Annotated in this window: 18 protein-coding genes; 17 read left to right on the forward strand and 1 reads right to left on the reverse strand. The window is 42.8% G+C overall.

Annotated elements, in window-relative coordinates; genetic code table 11:
- Positions 1-122: 122 nt before the first annotated feature.
- Entirely contained in the window at positions 123-2,939 is a 2,817-nt protein-coding gene (locus RDN79_RS08585; protein ID WP_298548225.1) for a pitrilysin family protein, read from the reverse strand.
- 186 nt (positions 2,940-3,125) lie between these two features.
- Here RDN79_RS08585 and RDN79_RS08590 point away from each other — a divergent pair, with 186 nt between their 5' ends.
- From RDN79_RS08590 to RDN79_RS08670, 17 genes are all read left to right on the forward strand, one after another.
- Entirely contained in the window at positions 3,126-4,562 is a 1,437-nt protein-coding gene (locus RDN79_RS08590) for a Gfo/Idh/MocA family oxidoreductase (RefSeq protein ID WP_298548228.1), read from the forward strand.
- A gap of 112 nt (positions 4,563-4,674) precedes the next feature.
- A complete protein-coding gene (locus tag RDN79_RS08595; RefSeq protein ID WP_298548231.1) occupies positions 4,675-5,403 on the forward strand; it encodes a DUF4271 domain-containing protein in 729 nt (242 codons plus the stop codon).
- Entirely contained in the window at positions 5,400-6,167 is a 768-nt protein-coding gene (locus RDN79_RS08600) for a uroporphyrinogen-III synthase (RefSeq protein ID WP_298548267.1), read from the forward strand. The genes RDN79_RS08595 and RDN79_RS08600 overlap by 4 nt, the downstream gene beginning before the upstream one ends.
- A complete protein-coding gene (gene rnpA, locus RDN79_RS08605) occupies positions 6,157-6,543 on the forward strand; it encodes a ribonuclease P protein component (protein WP_298548234.1) in 387 nt (128 codons plus the stop codon). Before RDN79_RS08600 ends, rnpA begins: the two co-directional genes overlap by 11 nt.
- Complete coding sequence (gene yidD, locus RDN79_RS08610; protein WP_036723952.1) at positions 6,543-6,764, forward strand: membrane protein insertion efficiency factor YidD; 222 nt, start codon at positions 6,543-6,545, stop codon at positions 6,762-6,764. Before rnpA ends, yidD begins: the two co-directional genes overlap by 1 nt.
- Entirely contained in the window at positions 6,765-7,397 is a 633-nt protein-coding gene (locus tag RDN79_RS08615) for a TatD family hydrolase (RefSeq protein WP_298548236.1), read from the forward strand.
- A gap of 97 nt (positions 7,398-7,494) precedes the next feature.
- Positions 7,495-8,787: a tyrosine--tRNA ligase gene (tyrS, locus tag RDN79_RS08620; RefSeq protein ID WP_298548238.1), complete on the forward strand. Its 1,293-nt coding sequence runs from the start codon at positions 7,495-7,497 to the stop codon at positions 8,785-8,787.
- Positions 8,788-9,164: 377 nt separating this feature from the next.
- On the forward strand, positions 9,165-11,564 hold the full coding sequence (locus tag RDN79_RS08625) for a family 78 glycoside hydrolase catalytic domain (protein WP_298548241.1): 2,400 nt from the start codon (positions 9,165-9,167) through the stop codon (positions 11,562-11,564).
- Positions 11,565-12,539: 975 nt separating this feature from the next.
- Positions 12,540-14,729 carry a tetratricopeptide repeat protein gene (locus RDN79_RS08630; RefSeq protein ID WP_298548243.1) on the forward strand — a complete coding sequence of 730 codons (2,190 nt, stop codon included), beginning with the start codon at positions 12,540-12,542 and terminating at the stop codon, positions 14,727-14,729.
- 179 nt (positions 14,730-14,908) lie between these two features.
- Positions 14,909-15,280: a DUF3244 domain-containing protein gene (locus RDN79_RS08635; RefSeq protein ID WP_298548246.1), complete on the forward strand. Its 372-nt coding sequence runs from the start codon at positions 14,909-14,911 to the stop codon at positions 15,278-15,280.
- 45 nt (positions 15,281-15,325) lie between these two features.
- A complete protein-coding gene (locus RDN79_RS08640) occupies positions 15,326-15,964 on the forward strand; it encodes a hypothetical protein (protein ID WP_298548248.1) in 639 nt (212 codons plus the stop codon).
- Between the two features lie 2 nt (positions 15,965-15,966).
- On the forward strand, positions 15,967-17,187 hold the full coding sequence (locus RDN79_RS08645; RefSeq protein WP_298548251.1) for a glycosyltransferase: 1,221 nt from the start codon (positions 15,967-15,969) through the stop codon (positions 17,185-17,187).
- Between the two features lie 171 nt (positions 17,188-17,358).
- Positions 17,359-18,648 carry a 6-bladed beta-propeller gene (locus RDN79_RS08650; protein ID WP_298548253.1) on the forward strand — a complete coding sequence of 430 codons (1,290 nt, stop codon included), beginning with the start codon at positions 17,359-17,361 and terminating at the stop codon, positions 18,646-18,648.
- 7 nt (positions 18,649-18,655) lie between these two features.
- Complete coding sequence (locus RDN79_RS08655) at positions 18,656-20,203, forward strand: vitamin K epoxide reductase family protein (RefSeq protein ID WP_298548256.1); 1,548 nt, start codon at positions 18,656-18,658, stop codon at positions 20,201-20,203.
- Positions 20,204-20,215: 12 nt separating this feature from the next.
- Positions 20,216-21,529, forward strand: a complete 1,314-nt coding sequence (locus tag RDN79_RS08660; RefSeq protein ID WP_298548259.1) for a leucine-rich repeat domain-containing protein — start codon at positions 20,216-20,218, stop codon at positions 21,527-21,529.
- Positions 21,530-21,597: 68 nt separating this feature from the next.
- Entirely contained in the window at positions 21,598-22,506 is a 909-nt protein-coding gene (locus RDN79_RS08665; RefSeq protein WP_298548261.1) for a glycosyltransferase family 2 protein, read from the forward strand.
- 42 nt (positions 22,507-22,548) lie between these two features.
- Positions 22,549-22,755 carry a hypothetical protein gene (locus RDN79_RS08670; protein WP_298548263.1) on the forward strand — a complete coding sequence of 69 codons (207 nt, stop codon included), beginning with the start codon at positions 22,549-22,551 and terminating at the stop codon, positions 22,753-22,755.
- Positions 22,756-22,986: the final 231 nt, after the last annotated feature.

The raw sequence follows: 22,986 nt of genomic DNA on the forward strand, positions 1-22,986 counted from the left end.
CATAATTAGAAAATTGAATATGATTGTTTTCTTTATTTGCACTACTAAAGTGATATTGGAATACCCGATATTTCATATCAATCGGGATAACAACGACAAAATGCTCATGTCACTTGTAGACGTCATGGCTCCATCACCACCTCGATCCGGTTGCCCTGCCCTAACAATTTCTTGGCGAATGCTTGTATTTTGGCTGGTGTGATGCCTTTTATCGTTTCTTCGTATGTCGTCTCGCCGTTGAACCCGCGGAAGTAATAATTATCCAAAGTCGTCAGCCAGTAAGCATTCTCCTGCAGGTTCTCTGCGTGGCGTTTCAGGATATTGTCCCGGCTCTTCTTGAAATCTTCTTCGCGCGGTCCGGATTGGACGATGTTATCCAGTTCCGTGCGGACGATAGCGTTCATCTTTTCCCGTTTGGCAGGGTCCGTATCGAAATAGGCCTGCAGGAATGTTTGTCCTTCCGGGAAGGAAGATATCTGTGCGGAAGTCTGCACGCCATAAGTTCCGCCTTCGTCCTCGCGTACCTTTTCCATGTAGATCAGATCCAGAATCTGCTTCAACATAGTGGCGGTGAGGATGTTTTCGAGGTTATATTCCATCTTGCCGGACCAGAAGTCGACAACCGACGCCTTCGGTGTTTCCAGGGCGCGTTTGAAGATATTCGTGTATTCGCCCTTGCGGATAGCCGGTACTTCGGCGGGGTTGGCTTTCTCGACGCGTCCTTTGGACGGGAGCGTCGCCAGGTATTGTTCCACAAAAGGACGGATGCTGTCTGTGTCGATATTTCCGACGAACGTAAAGACAAAGTCCGAAGCGTCGGCAAACCGTTCTTTGTACATCTCCATGATGCGCGGGTAGCTGATCTGCTTGAAATCGCCGGCCGTGATGCGGGCGGCACGCGGGTTATTGTTGTAAATCGCCTTTGTCAGCGTGTCGCTGAACGCCACCATCGGGTTCAGTTCCAGGTTTTTCAACTGCGCGATCATACGGTTTTCAAAGGAAGCATAAGCCTCTTCATCCATACGCGGCGCCGTGAAATAGAGATAAACCAGTTCGAACAAGGTCTTCAGGTCGGTAGGAGCGGCATAACCGTTTACATTTTCCGTATTCAGGCCGATGGAAGGAGAGCAGGAGACTTTCTTCCCTGCCAATACCTTGTTCAGATCGGTTGCCGGGAAATTGCCGACTCCGCCAAGCGTAATGACATCGTTGAATACTTTCAGATTGTCGATATCTTTCGCTCCGAACAAGGTGCTGCCGCCGGGACTGGTGGCCGTCATCAGGATTTCGTCTTTCTTGAAGTCCGTATGTTTCAGTACTACCTTGATGCCGTTGCCGAGTGTCAGGACTGTCGCACCGAACAGCGGATCCGTCTTCATCTCCCTGATCTTTCCCGGAGCGGGCAGCTGCGGGATCAGCGGTTCGTTGGAAACTGTTTCTTGATAGGGTTCGACCGGTAATTGCTGCGCCTTGATGAAGTCTTCCAGTAATTGGGCCTCGGTCGGATATTTCATGCCTGTCTTGTCAGGGCCGGTGAGGCCGATTACGATGTTCTTGTCGCCGATCAAGCTCTGGGCGTATTGGTTCACTTGTTCGACCGGTATTTGCGGTGCGATCTGGCTGATCAGCTGGTATTCCGTTTCGATACCCGGAATATAGCCGCCGTCCGTAAAGTGGCGGACATATTCGTTTGTATAGGAGCGGTTCTTTTGTTTGTCGCGGTCGTTGAAGAGCGATTCGTATTGTTTCAGGACATTGATACGGGCACGGTCGTATTCGGATGCCGTGAATCCGTACCGTTTCACCCGTTCCGTCTCCGTCACAAGCGCGTCGAGCGCCTTGTTTATCTCGCCTTCCTTTACCAGGGCGGCAACCGTGAAAGCGCCTTTTGTCTTGGCGATCATGAAATCGCCGTCCGAAGCCTGGGCGGCGACAAAAGGAGGATCCGCTTTTTGCATCATCTCGGCAAAGCGTTCGTTTATCATCGTTTCGACGACATTTTCCATGTAGTCCTTCATCAACCCCGCGGCGGTGGCATACAGCTCTTTCGGCATCTTGTCGTGCTTATAGAATATGGAAAGGATCATATTGGAAGCCTCCTTGTCCGTGGCGATGGAAACAAGCGGTTTGTCATTGTCCGCCACCTCCGTATATTCCCGCGCGGCCGGATTTGCCGGAGCCGGGATATCGGCAAAGATACGTTTTACGGCCGCTTCCACCTTGTCTACCTCTATATCCCCTACAATGATAATAGCCTGCAGGTCGGGACGATACCATTTCTTATAATAAGCCCGGAGCTCCTCCGGCTTGAAATTATTGATCACGTCGATCGTTCCGATCGGCATCCGGTGTGCATATTTGTTGTCCGGGAACATTTTCGGCAGCTGCTGTTCCCAGATACGCGCCTGGGCATCCTGCCGCGTACGCCATTCCTCCCGGATCACGCCCCGTTCCTTTTCGATGGCCGTATCTGCGAGCGTGATGAAGCCCGACCAGTCGTGCAGGATCAGCAGGCAGGAGTCGACGACGCTCTCGCGGGTGACCGGAGCGTTCATGATCATGTAAACCGTTTCGTCGAAACTTGTATAAGCGTTGAAGTTCTCGCCTCCGCGCATCCCGATGCTCTCGGTAAATTCATCCATGCCGTGTCCGGGGAAGTTCTTGGTCCCGTCGAACGCCATGTGTTCGAGGAAATGGGCCAGTCCGCGCTGGTTCTCCTCTTCCAGGATCGACCCGACATTCTGGGCGATAAAGAAATCCGCGCGGTCTTTCGGTTGTGCGTTGTGGCGGATGTAATAGGTTAACCCGTTGTCGAGCTGTCCGTATCTCACTTTCGGGTCTATGGGCAGGGGTTGTATCTCCGGTTGCTGCGCTGCCAAGCGGAAGGCGGCAAGTATCCAAAGGAGGTATCCGATGGATAGAATCTGTCTGATCTTCATATCTTTTTTGTTTTCATTTTTAATAGAACAAATGTATATAGTTTTTGTTACAAAATGACAAACGTGCCTTTCTTTCTTTTTGCTTGTAAAAATCCTTGAGAAAGTTTTTGTGTAAGAAAAAAATATCTACTTTTGTGAAGTTGTTATGTGCACGCAAACATTAATAATTTATCTAATATATTTACCATGAAATCTGAAGATATTTCACGTCGCTCGTTCCTGAAACGGGCAGCCGCCCTTTCAGCTGCGGCAGCAATTCCTTCTTTCTGGATTCCGTCCAAGGCCAATGCCATGCCGGGTGTTCCTTTTGTCAGTGCCAATGAAAAAGTGAGAATCGCTTTTATCGGTATCGGTAACCGTGGAGGCGAGATCGCGCAGGAACTGTACAAAACCGGTTTGTGCGAAGTCGTTGCACTTTGTGATGTAGATATGGGGGCTCCTCATACTCAGAAACTTATTTCCATGTTCCCGAAAGTTCCGCGTTTCCAGGATTTCCGTCAGATGTTCGACCAGATGGCTGACAAGATCGACGCCGTAACAGTCGGTGTGCCTGACCACGCGCATTTCCCGATCACGATCGAGGCGATGGCTCATGGAAAACACGTATATGTAGAAAAACCGATGGCCCGCACCTTCCAGGAAATCGAAGTGATGATGCGTGCCGAAAAGAAATTCGGTGTCGTTACCCAGATGGGTAACCAAGGGCACTCCGAAGCCAACTACTTCCAGTTCAAGGCATGGAAAGAAGCCGGCCTGATCAAAGACGTTACCGCTATCACGGCTCACATGAACTCTCCGCGCCGCTGGCATAACTGGAACCCGAACATCACGCACATGCCGATGGGCGAACCGGTTCCTGAAACATTGGATTGGGACACTTGGTTGGGCGTTCGTCCGTTCCACGAATATAATCACGATTACCATTTGGGACAGTGGCGTTGCTGGTACGATTTCGGTATGGGCGCGTTGGGCGACTGGGGAGCCCACATCATCGACACTGCCCACGAATTCCTGGATCTCGGCCTGCCGACGGAAGTAAACCCGTTGTATCTGAAAGATCACAATCCGTTCTTCTTCCCGATGTCTTCCCGCATCCTGTTCAGATTCCCGGAAAGAAAAGAGATGCCGGCTGTCGATATTACCTGGTATGACGGTTTGGATAATATTCCTCCTGTTCCTGAAAACTACGGTTCTTCCGATGTCGATCCGAATATCCCGACGGTTGCCGGTGGCAAACTTCAGTTGGCTAAACTGAACCCGGGTAAGGAAATCTATACGAAGACTCTGACATTCAAAGGCGGTTCTCATGGCAGCACTTTGTCAGTGATCCCTGATCAGGTAGCTAAGGATATGAATCCGAAATTGCCGGAATACCAGAAGAGCCCGTCCAACCACTATGCAAACTTCCTGTTGGCTTGCCAAGGCAAGGAAAAGACCCGTTCTCCGTTCTCTATCGCAGGTCCGTTGAGCCAGGTATTCTGCCTCGGCGTATTGGCGCAGCGCATGAACCGCAAGATCGTGTTCGACCGCGATACGAAGCAGATCGTGAACGATCCGGTTATGAACCAGATGCTGGTCGGCGAAATGCCGCGTAAAGGCTGGGAACAGTATTATAATATTTAAGATAGTTTCTAAGATCGTTATTCATAACGGTTGATTGTTTGAGAAGGCAAGCTTGTCGGGTAAGCTTGCCTTTCTTTTTTGATTATCTTTGCACCTGTAATACGCAGGGAACATGAATATATTTGAAGGATATGTGGGCATTCGCTTGTGGGACGGACAGTTGGTGGATGATGTGATCTTCTCCCTGCTGTTGTTCCTGTTTATTGTCTTTTCCTTTGTGTTCAGAGCCAATTTCCAGTTGTTTGTGAAAATGTTGAAAGATGCTTTCCTGTTGAAGGAGAGGCAGAACCTTTTTGACGATGTGGTGGGGAAGAGCGTTTTCTTCTTCCGCAATTTTATGACATTCCAGGCATTATTCCTTTCAAGTATCGCCTTGATTGCGATCGGCAGGATATACGGATTTCTGAATTATGTGGAGTGGCAGGCGGTTTTATCGGCGATCGGAACGGTTTTCTGCGTCTTATTCCTGTTTTATCAGTTTAAACAATGTGGCTATTACCTCTTGGGCGGCGTGTTTGCCGACCCCGATAAATATAAATTATGGAAGACGAGTTATAATGCCATTATGGGGATTTGGGGAGTCTCTTTATACGTCCCGGTGTTGTGGTTGGTGTTTGTCGGGACACACGTAACTATACCGATAACAATGTTTTGTATTCTCTATATTTTGTGTCGTTTTGTAATAATTTATAAGACAATACGGATATTTCACAAGAAAAGCACTGGTTTATTGTATATAAGTTTGTACCTTTGCGGCCAAGAAATTTTACCTCTGGTATTTTTGTACGAAGGTATGGTTTATTTGTATAACTTTATCGAGACAAGTACTCTATGGCATTGAACATCAAAAAGTTGCTGGTATCACAACCGAAGCCTGCATCCGAGAAGTCCCCGTATTTCGACATTGCAGAGAAGTATGGAGTTGAGATTGACTTCCGCCCATTCATTAAAGTAGAACCTCTTACATCTAAGGAGTTCAGACAGCAGAAAATTTCTATTTTGGATCATACGGCTGTTGTTTTTACGGCTCGTACGGCGATCGATCATTTCTTCCACCTGTGTGAGGAACTGCGTGTTGCCATTCCCGAAACGATGAAGTATTTCTGTATGACTGAAGCCATTGCTGTATATTTGCAAAAATATATTGTGTATAGAAAGCGTAAGATCTTTTTTGGACAGACCGGGAAGCTGGATGATCTGGTTACCGTTATCGGCAAGCATGCAAAAGAAAAATATCTTGTGCCCGTTTCCGACGTGCATAAAGATGATTTGTTGACTATGTTGGAAGCGAAGAAGATTTCTTTTTCGAAAGCTGTTATGTACCGCACCGTAAGCAATGATTTCTCGAAAGACGAGAAGTTCGACTATGATATGCTGGTATTTTTCAGCCCTTCGGGAATTTCTTCTCTGCTGAAGAACTTCCCGAATTTCAAACAGGAAGATATAAAGATCGGATGTTTCGGCCCGACAACGGCCAAGGCGGTGAAAGAAGCCGGTTTGCGCCTGGATGTGGAAGCACCGACTCCCGAAGCTCCGTCCATGACGGCTGCCCTGGAATTATATCTGAAAAAAGAGATGGGTAGTAATAAAAAGAATGGTAAATAGAAGGTACACCCTTTCAAAAGAAGAGCGCCTGTCGTGGAAACGTTACATTGACCTGCTGTTTGCAAAAGGGCAATCGTTTGTGGCGTTTCCACTGCGGGTCGTTTATTTGCCGGTGGAAGAGGAGACATTGGCTCCGGTATCTATCCTGGTGAGTGTCCCCAAAAAGAAATTCAGACGTGCCGTAAAACGGAATCTGATCAAACGTCAGGTCCGTGAAGCCTACCGGGTACGTAAATATGACCTGATCGATCCGCTGACGGAAAAAAACAAACGTATGTTGGTTGCTTTCCTCTATTTGGACAAGGAAATCCATCCTTTTGCCGATATGGAAAAAGCTATGACAAAAGCATTGAACCTACTTCGCGACAAAGCATGATAAAGCGTTTTTTCACTTTCCTTCTGTTGTTGCCGGTCTATTTCTATAAATATTGCATCTCTCCTATGACGCCGGCATCATGCAGGTACACGCCTACTTGTTCCGAATATGCCGTGCAGGCTCTCAAAAAACATGGTCCGGTGAAAGGATTGTATTTAGCTGTCAAACGTATTCTTCGCTGCCATCCCTGGGGAGGAAGCGGATATGATCCTGTACCGTAAATGGTCTATTACGACATACATACCCACCATTTGCCCGTTCATCCCGAAGATGTTGCGGTCGTCAACCGTATCGTCCCGGCGCCAGACACGGGAACAGGCCGGTACCGTTCTGTCGGCATACATCCCTGGTATATATATAGTGTAGAAGAACAGCTTGCCGAACTGGAACGGCAGGCGTCATTTCCGAATGTAGTGGCCATTGGCGAAACGGGCCTGGATAAAGGTGCGGAAGCTCCGATGGACCGTCAGCAGGAAATCTTCAAGGCGTCGGTATCTCTTGCCGAAAACGCCGGTATCTTTTTGATCATTCATTGCGTGAAAGCCTGGGACGAGCTGATCGCCTTGAAAAAGGGACTAAAGCCCCGTGTGCCCTGGATTATACACGGTTTTCGTGGTAATGCCACATTAGCCGGACAACTTATCCGGCAGGGCTTTTATCTCTCTTTTGGCGAGCGCTTCAATCCCGATGCCGTACGCGAGGCATGGCCCGGCCGTTTATTTGCCGAAACGGACGACCGTGAAATCGATATCCGCACCGTTTACCGGAACCTTTCGGCCTCCCTGGATCTTCCGTTGGAGCAGTTCGCCACTCAGATCGCCCGAAACGCCCACGACATCCTCCATCTCCCTTAAATCACTGTTATACCCTAATTTTCAATTCTCAATTCTCCATTTTCAATTATAAAGTCGTACCTTTGCCGACATTCAATTAATACTATAATCTAAAACGATGAATTTTGTTGAAGAATTAACATGGAGGGGCATGATTGCTGATATGATGCCCGGAACAGAAGAACAGTTGCAAAAAGAGATGACTTCTGCTTATGTAGGTATTGACCCGACGGCTGACTCATTACATATCGGTCACCTGGTATCGGTTATGATGCTGAAACATCTCCAACGTGCAGGACACCGTCCTATTGCTCTGGTCGGCGGAGCTACCGGTATGATCGGAGACCCTTCAATGAAGTCGGCGGAACGTAACCTGCTCGATGAAGCGACGCTTCGTCATAACCAGGATAGCATTAAGAAGCAGTTGTCCAAGTTCTTGGATTTCGATTCGGACGCGCCTAATGCTGCCAAGTTGGTAAACAATTACGACTGGATGAAGGATTATTCTTTCCTGAATTTTATCCGTGATATCGGCAAGCATATCACTGTTAACTATATGATGGCTAAAGAATCCGTTAAAAAACGCCTGAGCCGCGAATCTTCCGTCGGCATGTCGTTTACGGAATTCTCTTACCAGTTGCTCCAGGGATACGATTATATGTATCTGTATGAACACGAAGGTTGCCGCCTGCAGATGGGGGGAACCGACCAGTGGGGGAACATCACGACCGGAACGGAACTGATCCGCCGCAAGTTGGGCGGTGAGGCTTTTGCTTTGACCTGCCCGTTGATCACGAAGGCCGACGGTGGCAAGTTCGGCAAGACCGAGTCCGGCAACGTCTGGTTGGATCGCCGCTATACCTCCCCTTACAAGTTCTACCAGTTCTGGCTGAATGTGAGCGATGCCGATGCTGCCAAATATATCAAGATCTTTACCGATCTGCCTAAGGATGAAATCGATGCCCTGATCAAGGAACAGGAAGAAGCGCCGCATCTCCGTCCGTTGCAGAAACGTTTGGCAAAGGAAGTGACGGTCATGGTCCATTCCCAGGAAGATTACGATGCAGCCGTCGAGGCTTCCAACATCCTGTTCGGAAACTCTACGTCGGAAGCATTGAGACATTTGGACGAACAGACATTGTTGGATGTGTTCAACGGTGTTCCCCAGTTCGAAGTTTCCCGCGAAGAGTTGAGTGGCGGTGTCAAGGCTATCGACCTGTTCACTGAAAAAGCCGCTATTTTCCCGTCAAAAGGTGAAATGCGCAAACTGGTACAGAGTGGCGGCATCAGTGTGAACAAGGAAAAACTGACGGATCAGGATATGGTTATCGACTGTTCTTCCCTGTTGGATGAGAAATATTTGTTGGTTCAGAGAGGTAAGAAGAACTACTATTTACTGATCGTAAAATAAGAATTTCATACAAAAATGCTTGCAAGGTAAGATTTTATTCTTACCTTTGCATCGCTTTAGATAAAGCGCCGGATTGTCTCATGGTGTAATGGTAGCACTACAGTTTTTGGTTCTGTCTGTCGAGGTTCGAATCCCCGTGAGACAACTTACAGAACGAAAGGGTCGGAATGAAAGTTCCGGCCCTTTTTGATTTTATGGCGGGAAATCTTTCTTCTTGTATCATTTCTGCATGATTAATTCCCAAATTTGTAAATGGCGGACGATGGTATATCCATATATTTGTGCATTGGATATCATGGAAACTCAGTTGATCTTAATGTTATGAAGTATTATTGTCTCTTACTCTCTATTCTTTTGGAACTTTAATAATTAACAATATGAAATACTACTATTTATTAGCAATCGTTTTCTGGTGTACAGCTTTATGTTCTGCCGTAGAAAACAAGAGTGTGCGACAAGTTGTTCCTGCTCCCTCGTTATTGACCGGCAAATGGGATGCCGACTGGATTTCCTGTCCGGATGTTTCTCTTTATGATTATGGCGTTTATCATTTCCGTAAGAATTTCAAACTGGACAGGCAACCGGAATCGTTCGTGGTTAATGTTTCGGCGGATAACCGCTACAGGCTTTTTGTGAATGGAACGCCTGTCTGCTACGGTCCGGCACGCGGGGACTTGAATCATTGGTATTTTGAGACAGTGGATATTGCATCTTTACTGAAAGCAGGCGAGAATACGCTTGCCGCTATTGTCTGGAATGCCGGTCCCTATACCCCCGGAGCGCAGATGACATTGAAAACCGGGCTGATCGTACAAGGGAATACAGCCCTGGAAGCCCTTGTGAATACCGGGCCGGACTGGAAAGTTTACCGGAATCCCGCCTATGAGCCGTCTGTCGAGAACCGTCAGGATGTCGGGTGTGCCGACATCGTAAACGCCTCTTTATATCCGTGGGGATGGGAAACGGAGGGATATGACGACGGTTCATGGAAAAACGCCGTCCGGTTGGGACGCGGACAGCCTTATGGAGCCGGGACAGGCTATGACTGGGTGTTGTGCCGGCGCGATATTCCTTTGATGGAAGATACGTTGCTCCGGATGAAAACGATCCGGCGTTCGGAAGGAATGCCCGCATCGTCCGCTTTCCTGGAGGGGAATGCCCCGCTGGTGGTCCCGGCGAACCGGAAAGTGACGTTGCTGATCGACCAGTCTTATCTGACAAATGCTTATCCCGAACTGAGAGTGTCGGGAGGGAAAGGCAGCGAGATCAGGATGCGCTACGGTGAGGCGCTCTACAAGGATGGACAGAAAGGTAACCGGAACGAGATAGAAGGGCGCGAAATAGGAGGCTTCACGGATAAGTTTTATCCGGACGGCGGAAGCAACCGGCTGTTCCGCCCGCTATGGTTCCGGACGTACCGGTATCTGCAAATGGAGATCGAGACGAAGGAGGAACCGCTAACTTTGTCGGACCTCTATGGCATGTACACCGCCTATCCGTTTAAAGAGAACGGCAGTTTCAGCAGCAATCTCCCGGAACTGCAAAAGATATGGGAAGCCGGTTGGCGTACAGCCCGGCTGTGTGCCAATGAAACCTATTACGATTGTCCCTATTACGAACAGCTCCAATATGTGGGAGATACGCGTATCCAGGCATTGATTTCCCTGTATGTGGACGGTGACGACCGGTTGATGCGCAAGGCGATCAGGATGTTCGACTATTCCCGTTCGTATGAAGGAATTACGACCAGCCGTTATCCGAGCCGGGTTCCGCAATACATCCCGCCTTTCTCCTTATATTGGATCAATATGGTGCACGATTACTGGATGTACAGGGATGAGCCTGCATTTGTAAAGGCATGTATGCCGGGCGTAAAGAGTGTCTTGGAGTGGTTTGCAGGCAAGATCGATCCGAAAACCGGCCTGCTGGGACCGGTCCCTCACTGGAACTTTATCGACTGGCCGAAACAGTGGCCCTGGAACAATAACCAGCCTTTGGGCGGAACACATAAGGCGGCTATCAGCGGAGGTTCTTCGATCCTCTCCCTTCAATTGGCCTATACACTGAAAGATGCCGTCGAGTTGTTGAAAACGTTTGGAGAAGCGGATCTGGCCGCCCGTTATGAAGCAGTCTATCGCTCGTTGTGCCGCAATACCTGGGATAAATGCTGGGACGAAGGAAAACAGTTGCTTGCGGATGATTTGGAAGGTACGAGCTACAGCCAACATGCCAATATCATGGGAATCCTTTCGGATGCCGTCCCGCATGAGAAGCAGCAGGCGTTGTTCGATAAACTGAATACGGATCCTTCTCTGATCCAGGCTACCTTCTACTATCGCTTTTACCTGTTCCGTGCCTTGAAAAAGGTCGGTTTGGCCGATCGATACACGGAGATGCTCAAACCCTGGCAGGATATGCTGGCAATGGGCTTGACCACCTTTGCCGAGAACCCCGAACCGACCCGTTCGGACTGCCATGCCTGGAGTGCAAGCCCTGTCTATGACTTCCTGGCAACGGTCTGTGGCGTGGAGCCGGCAGAACCGGGATTCCGTTCGGTCCGCATCGCCCCTCATTTAGGATCGTTGAACCAGATAGAAGGAAAGATCCCTCACCCGGCAGGGCTTATCGAGGTCAGTTTGAAGAAAAACGGCAAAGGACTTTCCGGCCATATCGTTTTACCGGCTTCGCTGAGCGGAACGTTTGTCTGGGGCGGGCAGCAGTTGAATCTTGTTGGTGGCAGGAACACGATCGCTCGTCTTTTTCCGTTGGCAAATTAGCATATCTGTAAATAGCGGACCTACGATTGACAATTTGTTAGAGTTGCCACTCGTAGGTCCGCTTATATCCGTACGTTTATCCTGATGATTACAAATAGGGGAAGGAAGAGCAGTTTGGAATTGACATTTTGCTCTTCTTTTCTCCGGAAATCTCTTTTTTTGTTCCCGAAAGGGTGAAGTTGTGCGGTGCGATTGGTGGAAGGTGTCGGGTGGAAGGATGAAAATACGGTCAAACCGTCAACCGTCAACCGATCTTTCCAACAGGGCTTTTAGCTGTTAAAATTGCTTTTTGGAGGCTTTTTGCAGTCTCTTGACGACCGTTTTATGCCTTGTCCCGCACCCTTCCCTAAAATCATCTAAATGATTTTCTATTTTTATCCTGATCGTTTGTTCCGATTGTCTGAATAGTTTTCCAAAACCATTCAGATCATTTGAAAAATCATTTAGATGATTTCGGGAAGGCCCTGCGGAATCGTGTCGTTTTAAGGCTGAAAGGAGGAAAGCAAGCAAAGCGTGTGTTAGGAAAATAGCTTGAAATGAATTAAAATGACAGGAAATATGTTTTTTTCATGACAAATGATATTGTTTATGGTTTACAGGAGATGGCTCTAAGGTTGTACTAAAAATTGACAATATCCCCTCCTGAAATAGAGTCATTTCGTAAATCTGTGATTATTATGTATATATGGAATATGTTGTTTGTTAAAAAATATTATCCTTGCGTGTAATTTGGATTATATGGGGTATAAAATCAAATTGGATGCGGTAGTAGTTTCGATTTGAACCAATGGCTTTTTCGGAGATTTTGACAATAAGGAGGCATGGAAGTTGCCATTACGATTTGAACCGTTTGGAGCAGGAAGAGATCCGTAATATCGAGAGGTGTGTAGTTGCGGGTTGATATTGTCGGCAAAATAAGAAGGGAATGCGGGCAAATATTAGTAATATTGCAATATGTAAAACAAACTCAGTCTGATGAAAAAACTTATATCGCCTATATTCCTATTGTTGATCTTAGTTCAGGGCGCGTGCCGGCAGCCTCACTATGTCGACTCTCTTTTGCAGAAGGCGGAAACGCTCATGCCGAATCGTCCGGACAGTTCGTTGATCTTGTTGGAATCCGTCCGCTCTCTGGAAAAGCTTTCCGCGGAAGACTATGCCACCTGGTGTTTGCTGGTCACGCAAGCGCGGGATAAGAATTATGTGGAACATACGTCGGATTCGGTGATCAATGTGGCGGTGCGGTATTTTGAGAAACGGAAGGACCCGCATCGGAAGGCGCAGGCTTATTATTGCCAGGGGCGGGTGCTGTCGGATCTTGATTTGGAAGGAGAGGCCTTGGAAGCCTATCTGAGGGCGAAGGAACAAGTGACTCAAACGATTGATTATGATTTACGTGCCCGTATAAATAACCATTTGGGCGGTTTATATTGGAGAAATATGAATCATCGGGAAAGTCTTGTTTATTATAAAGAAGCCCATCAGGCATATGTATATAGTTCTGATACGGCAGGTATGGTCAATACATTATGTAATGTCGGAAAATGTTTGCAGGGGATGAATTTGCTTGACAGTGCGTCAATCTATTATGAGAAAGCATTGAAATTGGCTGACGAGGGGCATGTCCAAACGCAAAAAGGAATGATTCTTACTTCTCTTGGTAATATTAGTGAAGTTCGGGGAGAATATGTCACGGCATTGGAATATTATCAAGGTGCATTTCGTAATGCCGATAATCCGAAATTTTTGGATACAGAGTATTATAATCTGGGGGATATCTATCATGCGTTGGGACAGACCGATTCCGCTCTGTTTTATGTTGGAAAGATATTGGAGAGTGGAAATTTATTTACTCAATGCAATGCCAACCGTTTGTTATATCAATTGGCAAAAGAAAATCGGGAGTATGATTCCGCCTTTGTGTATAATGAAACCTATTTGCAGTTAAGGGATTCCATTGAGCATCTTTATCGTCCTCACGAATTGGAACGGGTGAAAGCACTCTACAACAAAGAGCGGATGCAGAACCGGCATGACAGGCAAATGCAGGAGGCTGAGATCCGGCAGTTGATGTGGGTGGTCCTGTTTTTGGCGAGTCTGGTTGTCGGAATATTTATCTATTTCTATTTTAACAAGAAGTTGTCTTTGCAGAAACTGCGTAATCAGGAGACAATGAAAATGTTAAATGAAAACAAGAGGCAACTATCGATTAAAAACAAAGAACTGAGCGAGAATAATGTGAGATTGGAAACAGCTCAGCAATCGCTTAGTCAAATCCAGGAGGAAAAAGACCGTTTAGTGCGGGAGAGAAATGAACAAGTCCGTGTACTGGAGGAAGACAACCGGAAACAACAAGCTGAATATGAACAGCAGTTGGAAGAGATCGAAACCCGAAGTAAGAGAACCGTTGAAGAAAAAGAAAAAATATTGCGTGAAAAAGACTATTTGGCGCGAGAAAGAAATGAACGAGTCCGTATGCTGGAAGAAGATAATCGCAAAAGACAAGCTGAATATGAACGGCAGTTGGAAGAGATCGAGACCCGAAGCAAGAGAACCGTTGAAGAAAAAGAACAAATACTGCGTGAAAAAGACATTTTAATCAATCAAAAGAATTTATTGCTTAGTCAGTTAAGTTCGATGTCGAAAGATGAAAAGTTATATAAAGAGCAGATAGGCATCCTGACGAGCGAGCAACAGAAAACAACACAGGAAATGATAATGTTACGTTCGGAAATAGATACATTACGTTCGGAAAGTGAAGCAAAATTGCAGCAGGAATTGGAAAACCTGAAAGACTATAGCTCTCTGTGTAAAATGTATGAAGCTTGGCAGAAGGAATTGATCAGTCAAAATAGTTGTTTATCCCGTATTCAAAACCGGTTAGTATTGGACATTTGGAAAGAGCGGGATTGGAAAGTCTTTATGGAAAATTTCAACCAGGTATATCCAGGTTTTCTCACACATCTGACCGGCAGTTTTGATTTGGCCGAACGTGAAATCCGGATTGTCTGCCTGACCAAATTGGGATTGAAGACCGCAAAAGTTTCTACTGTTTTCAATTTGGGAGAAGATATGATCCGGCGGATAAAGTCGGATATCCGGAAACGGTGTTTTCCGACATCTACAGCTTACTCTTTGGACGAAATCCTGAAAAAATGGTATTAGCGATTCCTGCTTTTATCTCTGAAAGCAGGAATCAGGACCTTTTGAATGAGCAAAAATGATGTTTAATAGATTGAATATAATGCTATTAATGAAAAGAATAGAAAAACATATTTATTCCTGTTATCTAATAGGAGGAGAGCTTTAAGTTTGTAGTAGAAATTCTAAGAACAGACTGCTTTATGAAAAAGAACTATTTCCTTTTTTTGATTATTGTATGGGGATTGACATTTGTCTCTCCTGTTATGTTGTCTGCTAAAGTGACGGATACACGTGATATAGAATTGCGGACGAAAACTGATAATGGTAATGAATTGCGGAGTTTGTTACCTGTCCGTGCTTGGTTGGATAATCGTGTAGTCTATGTGTCTTTTTTTGAATTATCGGCAGAAACAACTGTATCCATATTGGATGCGGAAGGGAATCTTGTTAACGTATGCCAGTATCAATCGCCTGAAGTGATTTCATTTCCTATAGTGGAAGGAGAAGGTACATTCAGGATAGAGATTAAATATGATTCGAATATTTTTATAGGAGAATTTGAGTTGAAGTAATATGGTTTGTTAGTGGTTGATAATTCTAATTTTTTTAGATGACTTATGGATGAGTTTAGTTTAGAACAAAAAATGGTTCATCGTTTGATATTGCAAAGTCCTTTTGTTTCGGATATAGGGCTTTTGTATGGGAAGATGGGAATTGCCTTGTTTTTCTATGAATATGCGCGATATACATCTTCTGACATATATAATGATATGGGAGAAGAATTATTAGATGATGTGTTGAATCAAATTCATACAGGGATGCCAATTCGTTTTGATATTGGTTTGAGTGGTATAGGATGGGGAATAAAATATTTATTGCAAAATCGTTTTGTCGAGGGAGATGAAAAGGAAATTTGTGAAGAAATCGATCGTGAAATTATGCGTACAAATTTATTACGAGTGGATGATTCTTCGTTGGAAAGTGGCTCGGAAGGATTGTTTTATTATATATCGGCGAGATTGAATAGAAACGGTTTGCAGAAAGATGATTTCCCGTTTGATACTTGTTATCTAAAAGATTTGTCTTGTATAAATCCCTTTTTCAAAATGGAGGATGTTTCTGAATTTTGTGTTCGATATCCTCTTTCTATGAAAAAAATATTGAATGGAACTATCATTGGTGAATCCTCATATATGAGAGAACCTTTAGGTTTAAAAGATGGGATTAGTGGTTGTTTATTGAGTAAAATATTGTGAGTATGAAGAATCTGTTTATAATAAATGAAGCAATGAGTTCTTCAATAAATGGTATAGGTACTTATATCGAACAACTGGTTGCTTGTATGTCTGAAATGAATGTCCGAATCACATTATTAATGTTTAATTCAGAGGAAGAATCCTTTTGTATTAATGAAAAAGATGGAATAAAATATTTTAAATTCCCGGATTTTCCTGATAAACATATTCAAAGACATTCTTCTGTCATTTGTAAAATACTTCGTTTATATATATCAGACTCGTCTGATAATTTGTTTTTAATGAATTATAGTCCGGGATCTATGTTAATGAAAATGATTCGGAAATATTATCCTTTATCTAAACAGATTTATGTTATTCATGATATGGTATGGACAATGAGTTTGTTTGGGGATGTTGACAAGTATATTCGAATATTGGGACAAAAAGAAAATAAGAGCATTATAGAAAAATATTCTTATTTGATCAAAGCGTTTGAAGAGGAAGTAGAAATGTGTAAATATGCAGATAAAATAATCTGTTTATCTGAAGATACATATGAGCTTTTAGAAAAACATTATCCTATAGATAAAAGAAAGTTGACATTAATTCATAATTTTATATTTTATCAGGAAACTCTTTGTTCTGAAGTGGATAAAAAAAGATTTAGGAAGAAGAAGTTTTTTAAGAAAGATGAAAAAATAATACTTTATGTAGGACGTGTGATTGAACAAAAAGGTATTATGGTATATATTGAGGCCTTTAAAGAAATATTAAAAAAATATCCGACGTGCATGTTGGTTATAATCGGAGCTGTTCCTAATTGGAACTATGTTTTGGAAAAATGTTATCCGATTATAACGAAAATACATTTAACTGGTTATATTTCACGTGATGAGTTAAAAGAATGGTACCAAATAGTAGATATCGGTATTTTGCCTTCTTACACGGAGCAGTGTAGTTACGTTGGGTTGGAAATGATGGCTTACAAACTACCGGTTGTGGCTTCTGATGGATTTGGTATTCGATGTATGTTTAACCATAAAAATGCGGAGATAGCAGCAATCGGAAAACGAGATTCGATAGTTCAATTTAAAAAAGGATTAATTGACTCAACCCTGAAACTTTTAGATGATATGTCTAAGAATGAAAAATTTAATGAATCCATTGAATATATGGAATGTGACAGGTACTCTCCGAAAATAAACAGGAGATTGTATCAAAGCTGCTTTCATATATTTTAATGTCAATATATTCTATCTTGTATCTGATTACGCAAGGCTGGTACAGAGATAGCTCAATAATAATCTTGCGATTAAAATAATAATAAATTATTATGAAGAAGTTGGTTAAAATTCGTCTAAGTAAGCAAAACGTTCTGAATCCTTGTGAAATGAAGGATATAAAAGGTGGACGTGGCAGTTGGTGTAATGTCAATGGAGAATGGGTATTTACTTCTTGTTCTAGCAGTAGCGATTGTGAACATTGGTATGGAAGTGGTGCAACGTGTGAATAATTATCCATTTGTATTGTATAGGATGCCAGGGGAGTTTCCCCTGGCATCGTTTAAGTTTAAAAAGTGTATTATGAAAAACAGTATTTTAGGAATATGTGTAGTGATTTTATTAATGATGAGTGGTTGTCAATTAATCATGGATAAACAAACTATATTACCAGTCCTTGATTTAGGTGCAACCATTGGATATTTTGTACCTGACACTTTTGTTTGGAATAATGTCGCAAAGCGAGTGAGTTATCTTCCTGTTTCAACAACAGATAATGTTTTGTTGGCATTGGCCAGACCAGTGTATATAGGTAAAGATTTCCATTACATGGTAGATCATAAGACGAGTACTGTTTTTCGGGTGGATAAGAAAGGAAAGATTATATCTTCTTTTTCCAAGAAAGGGCAAGGTCCTGGGGAATATGTTGATTTAACATATGTACACGTTGAACCGGAAAACCGTATGGTGTGTGTGTATGACCAAAAACGTAATAAATATATCATGTATGATTTGGATGGAAATTTCATCCAGGAGATTTCATTTGCGGAAAAGAAAATTAATACACCGCTTTTGATCACTTCGGATTATGCTTTAGTCAAAGGGGTTGATGGTGGATCTGAATGTAAATTATATCTGACAGACAAAACATTCAATATCGAGAAAGGGATATTTCCACTTGATATGTCTTTGACGGATATGGAACGGCTATGTTTGATTTGGCGAATTAATTATTGCCGGAATCGTGATCAGGCCATTGTTCATTATGCAGATGAAGATACAGTATTTACTGTGACAAAAGGAGGGATATCCCCCATTTGCATATTGGAAAAAGGGGCATATAAACTTCCACCGGAAAAAGCAAAAGAGTTGCTCGCCGGAGATTCTCCTTATCTCCAGGCAATGGGTTTGTCTTTGATTTCGAACTATTATGTAGTCTCTTATCTGTTTAAAAATAAATCATATGATGAAATATGGGACAAAGCCAACAATCGGATTCTATCGCGTTTTTCAAATGAAGGAGGAAAATTCGGGATCCCATTCCGTTTACCTAATGGTAAAAAAACATGGATAAATACGAGATCCTTATATATTGACAGCAACGCGGTCGCTTTTTCAATAGGTGCAGATGTTGCATCGGAAGGTGGCGTTCCCGGAGTCGATGAGGACGGTAATCCAGTTTTGGTGATTATGGAATTATGATAAGGTCATGAAAGATACTAATATTTTAATAGAGCTGTTGAGAAGTTTGAAAGTGAAGTACACTTCATCTAATGCTATGAATTTGTACATGGGACATCCACATCGAAACAATTTATATGGTTTGTCTGAGATGTTAACGTTGTATGGGGTTGAGAATATTGCCATCCGGCTTGAAGACAAAAAACAAATTTGTGATATAGAAACGCCATTTATAGCACATGCAGGTAATGATTTTGTGTTGGTAAAAAAGATTTATAATGGTGTTGTTGATTATTTGTGGCATGATAAGAATATAACAGTAGACTTTGAACGATTTAAAGAAATTTGGTCTGGCATATTGCTTGTCGCGGAAGCTAATGAAAATTCTATTGAACCTGACTATCTTGAAAATAGGAAAAAGGAAATTTCTGATAGCATTTTATCTGTATTATTGTATGTGCTGTTGTTTTCAGGAGGTTTGCTTGCTTTTATAAATGCAGATTTATTCAATAATTTAAAGGGTGTCATTGTTAGTTTGCTATTGGTTGGCATATGTGTTTGCTTTTTATTGTTGCAAAAGCAAATGAAGATACAAAGTAATTATGCTGATAAATTGTGCTCATTGTTTAAAAAAAGTGATTGCAATAATGTTTTGGAATCAGAGGCTGCAAAATTTTTAGGAGTTTTTAGTTGGAGTGAAATAGGTTTTGGATATTTTGTATCAACATTGTTAATATATTTGTTTTTTCCTCAATGGATACCTTATAGTGCATGGATACATGTTTTTACACTGCCTTATACATTATGGAGTGTCTGGTTTCAAAGCTACAGAGTGAAACAGTGGTGTCCAATGTGCCTGATTGTGATGTGTATTTTTTGGTTGGTTTTTATTCTTAATCTATTTTCGGGAAGTTTGTATGGTTTACCTGTTATTTCAATTTCTTCTTTGTGGATAATTTTGTTGTATGGAGTACCATTTTTGATTACTCGTCAATTAGTCGGTCTTTTAACAGAGTCTTATTCCAAGCAAAAGGTCGTGTATGAGATGAATGCAATCAAATTGAATGAAGATGTTTTTATGTCTTTGTTAAGACAAAACCAACATTATGAGGTTGTACGTTCTACTTCCCGAATTTTATTTGGAAATGTTCATGCTGAAAATTTAATAACAGTTTTGACAAATCCGCATTGTGAACCTTGTGCACGCATGCATATAAAAATAGGAAAATTATTACATCAAGCAGGAGATAAGTTTTGTGTACAGTATGTTTTTTCTTCTTTTAAAGAGTCTTTGAACATAAGTAACAAGATGTTGATATCTGCTTTTATGAAGGGAGATAAAGAAGGCTGTAAAGTAATTTATGATGATTGGTTTAAGGATGGGAAAAATCATAAGGAAAATTTTTTTAAGGAATATGATTTACAGATAAATGATATTGTAGAGGAAGAGTTTAATAATCATCAGAATTGGATAAAGCAATGTAAATTAAGAGCTACTCCCACTGTTTTGATAAATGGATATATATTTCCGGAACAGTATAAAATCGAAGATTTGATATTGTTAAACTTAAAATGATTTGTTGGGATTATGGGAAGAAGCACAGTTACAAATTTGTTGATCTATTTGTCCACGGTCTTTTTGTTGTGGATGCCTAAGGGTTTGTCAAGGGCGGAAGAAAGAGGGTATGTATTGGCAGATGGGAAATTGACGATTCTGACAACTGAAGGGTTTGGAAAGTGGAAAGATGTAAACCTTAAGACGAAGTTGTCTGTGACGAAAATAGAAATAGCAGAGGGAATACGGAATATCCCGACTTATTCATTTCGAGAGCTGGTACGTCTTCAATCGGTTGAACTTCCGGTTTCTTTAGAAACAATTGGAGGTGCTGCATTTTTTAGATGCCAGCGTTTGTCGCGTGTTCGCTTTCCGGCTAATTCCAATTTGAAGGTGATTGGAGCACACGCTTTTAGAGAGACAGGATTGGAGTCCGTATCTATTCCTGTATCTGTGAAAGAGATCAGGAACTCAGCATTTAGAGAATGTGGGCGTTTGTCATCTGTAATATTCCCGGAAAAAGGAGTTTTGGAGATCATCGGAGAGTGGGGGTTCTCTCAAACTCCGCTTGGTTCTGTTTCCATACCGGCTTCGGTCAGGAATATTAAGAAGGCTGCTTTTTTGGAATGCCGACACCTTTCATCGCTGAAATTTTCTCAAGGGATTGGCCTTAAAAGAATAAATGCAGGAGTTTTTTCCCTTACGGCTCTTGACTCTGTAGAAATACCGGAATCGGTCAGGGTGATAGAAGAACGTGCTTTTAGTTATTGCAGGCGATTACAATCGGTAACGTTTTCCGGATTTGAATTAGAGGAGATCGGGAGTTTTGCTTTTGCCGAGGCGGCGCTCCGGTCTGTATTTATACCGGCTTCTGTACAAAAGATAGGTAGTCTCGCCTTTTTGGATTGTAAAAGATTAAGGTCTCTCTCCTTCGCGGAAGACGCAAATTTGGGAAGTATGGGCAAGGCCGCTTTTTATGGGACGGGTGTTCGTTTTGTACAGATTCCATCTTCGTTGGCAGTGATTGATGCAGGTGTTTTCTCGCATAGCCGGGTTCGGTTCGTTTATATTCCGGAATCTGTTGTGGCAATAGAAAAGAGTGCTTTCTCTTATACAAGATTGGAGTCTGTCCTTATCCCGAAATCAGTAAAGTTGATTGGTGATAAGGCTTTTTCTAATTGCTCTCGATTGAAAAAAGTAGAGTTCGCTTCTTTTAATGCTCCTGAAAAATTTGGTAAGGATGTATTTGATATGTGCCTTTCTTTAACTGCTATTTACATCCCGAAGGAAGGAAAAGGCTATAGAAGTTCTAACTGGGAAAAATATGAACGGTTTATAAAAGAGTAATTTTGGATTTGTAGTCATTGATAAATTATTTGTTTGCTGATTCAAAATAAAACATTCTGAAAATGTGTATGAAAGAAAACAATAGCATATCGGTTATTCTGCCTTTTTACAATAATTGTCATACGATTGAAAGGGCGGTGTTTTCTGTATTGTCCCAATCGTATTCCAATTTGGAACTCATCATAGTAGATGATGGATCGGAAGATGATGGATTAGCATTGGTTGGGAGAATCGAGGATTCGCGTATACGATGTTATCGTTTGCCGCATAAAAATGCCAATACCGCGCGAAATTATGGTATTGCTCATAGCTATGGAGCTTATATAGCCATGTTGGATGCGGATGATGAATGGATAGAAAATCATTTGGCTTGTTCGTTGGACGTATTGCAGAAAGAAAAAGCGGATGGAATATATGGAAGTCTTATTTTGCGTGGAAAAACCGATAATGTAGTGACAACACGTGCGTTGCAACCAGATGAAAGTTGGGCTGATTTTTTGTTATCTAATGGATATGCGGCTCAGACATCGACATTGTTTATGACCGCGGTGAGTGCTAAAGCCGTTTTATGGGATGAAACATTATTGCGGCATCAGGATTATGATTTTGTTGTTCGTTATTGTAAAAAGTACCGGATGTGTCCCAAAATGGAAGCTACCACTATCTATCATTATTCACAAGTTCCCAAAACAATAGACTTTGATTCTTGCATTCGTTTTATCAGTAGCGTGGAACATGAAATCAGTGATCATGTGTATATGAACTACCATTTACAAATGTTGCACCAAGCAGTAGCTTGTTCTGCTGATGAAGCGATTATACAGTACTATAGAAAAGCGGCTACACGTTGTGAATATTTGCTTTCACTGTCTGATTATTTGATTTTGCAAAAACCTCAAAACAGAATAGAGGCCTTGAAAATTAAAATGAAGTACTTGTGGAATATACTTTGTACTCCTATGTTAATTCAAGATTAATATTTTCGATTATGAGGCCTTTGTTCCCTTTTTTCCACCAACTTGAATCTACCGACAGTGTTCCCTCATGCCAACGTATGGTCACGAAGTATTTCGGGCGTAGTTATTTGGTGCAGTATCTTTGTGGACAGGCGTTCATCATGCGTGAAGGTGTGCCCGTTGGGAATCAGCGATATTGCCGAGCGTATCGGGTTCTGGATGATGGGTGGGAAAGTTCTACTGGAACAATTGTGGACAGGAGTTCCTTAGCCTTGAAAATGAATAAAATTCCGGAATACCGGACGTCTTGGATCGAAAATGTGTGTTTTAGTTATGACGATGCGCACAGGTATTATATGGTTGAGCATATTTGTAAAGAGAAAACAGCTTATATATAGGTACAAATGGAAAAGAATCGAATGGAAGAGTATACTTTGGATGATGTAACAGTGATTCTTACCGTTTGGAAACGTAACCATCTGGAAGAACAGTTGCAGGCTT

Source organism: uncultured Parabacteroides sp. (assembly GCF_902493135.1).
GTDB lineage: Bacteria > Bacteroidota > Bacteroidia > Bacteroidales > Tannerellaceae > Parabacteroides.